Annotated in this window: 1 protein-coding gene; it reads right to left on the bottom strand. The window is 62.9% G+C overall.

Translation table 11 applies throughout. From position 1 onward, the window contains the following. Positions 1–277 precede the first annotated feature (277 nt). Positions 278–1,675, bottom strand: coding sequence for an IS30 family transposase (locus WA702_RS24040; protein ID WP_425113051.1), 1,398 nt, complete (start codon positions 1,673–1,675; stop codon positions 278–280). Between the last annotated feature and the right edge of the window lie 163 nt (positions 1,676–1,838).

Here is a 1,838-nt window from a genome sequence, read left to right as displayed (position 1 = left end):
CATGCATGTTCATGGCGGCAGGTTGGCGTTTCCGGACATTCCGAGATTGTGAGGGACGCGGCGGAGAGCAGGGCGATGTCATTTGAAGCTCGCTCGGTCTCGCATCGGACATGACCTCGCAGTCCCGCGGCGCATTGCGCCCGAGGCGTGCGATCGACATGCCCTCGAATCAGTGAGAGGGCGCAGGGAATGCCGGGTGAAGGCCTCACCCATGGCCCGCCTGCAGAAAAAAATGCAGGCGGCAGGTACCACAGGTTCAGCCGGATCATCCTTGGGCTCAACCGGTCGTCGCAACACTGGTTCGTTTTGTTTTCACTGATGACAGCAACTCGTCAAGCGCCTCGGCTGGCGTTTTCCAGCCCAGGGTCTTTCTCGGTCGGCCGTTGAGAGCTTCGGCCACCGCGGCTATCTCATCGGCGCTATAGACGCTCAGGTCTTCGCCTTTCGGGAAGTATTGCCGCAGCAGTCCGTTGGTGTTCTCGTTCGTGCCGCGCTGCCACGGGCTGTGCGGGTCGCAAAAATAGATCTGGATGCCCGTATCGATCTTGAGACGATCGTGCTGAGCCATTTCGGCTCCCCGATCCCAGGTCAGCGAACGGCGCAATTCTTCAGGCAGGGTAATGATGGTGCGCGCGATTGCATCGCGCACCGCCTCGGCTCCGTGTCCCGAGAGCGCCGGCCCGCCCTTGGCACGAGGACCGTCGCCGTGCCCCGCCAATCGAGGAAGGTGCAGCAGCATCGTAAAGCGTGTCGTGCGTTCGACCAGCGTGCCGATCGCCGAGCTCTCGCCACCTATCATCAGGTCTCCTTCCCAATGCCCCGGCACCGCCCGGTCTGCCACCTCGGCAGGGCGCTCGCTGATCATGATCTCCGGCGTGACAAAGCTTTTGCCCCGCTTGCCCGTGCGTGCCCTGGGGACCCGTCGCGCACGTCCCGTTCGCAAGCAACTCGTCAGTTCACGGCGGAGAGCTCCACGGCCTTGAACGAAAAGGGCTTGATAAATAGCCTCGGGGCTGATGCGCATCGTCTCGTCATCCGGAAAGTCGATCGGCAGGCGTCGGGCAATTTGCTCGGGGCTCCAGGCCTTCTTCCATCGCCGAACCTTGCACGTCTCTGATGACCGATGGCCCTTCCGATTAGCACGGCCACGCGCTTCGTCTGGCAGCGCGACCATACCGGAAAGCCGTTCTTCCACATAAGTCCGCAAGGCGGCGTTAGACGCAAGCTTCGCCGGTTTGGGGCGACGGGCTGAGCGATCGGCATGCCACTGAGCGGTCGTCGCCCGATAGGCCATCTTGCCGCCGTGGGTGGCCGCATTGCGATCGAGCTCGCGGGAAATGGTCGAGGCGGCCCGCCCCAGCCGGCGCCCGATCTCCTGCATCGAATGGCCCTGCGTATTGAGAAGCGCGATCTCCTCGCGTTCCGCAAACGAAAGGTATCTCCCCGAAAGCGGCTTGGCCGAGGGTCTGAAAATCGATGGGGGCATACCGCCTGCCTTCCGGAATAATCTGTATCCGGCGTCAGGGGGCACTCCGGCTTCGAGCGCAGCATCTTCGCTGCTCAGCCCTCTCGCAATCGCCCGCCAAAATCGTTCCTGTTCATCCCGACCGGCAACCGGCGGACGTCCCTCAGAGCCCAGCCGCGCACGCGTCGATCGCTTCCTTCGAATGCCCATCGCAATCTCCAAATTCTGGAGTGTTGCGACGATCGATTGAATCCACCGCGGCCTCCCTGCGCAATGGTTTGACGGCTTATACGCGCTCTCCTCGGGGACCGGCTCTCTTGTCCCCGTGTTGCGACAACGCGCGAAGCGCGTTGCGGCTCGGCATCAGCACCGG

This window comes from Bradyrhizobium sp. (genome assembly GCF_049798375.1).
Lineage (GTDB): Bacteria > Pseudomonadota > Alphaproteobacteria > Rhizobiales > Xanthobacteraceae > Bradyrhizobium.
The sequence above is the reverse complement of the archived record's forward strand: the minus strand, read 5'-3'. Positions and strand labels throughout refer to the sequence as shown.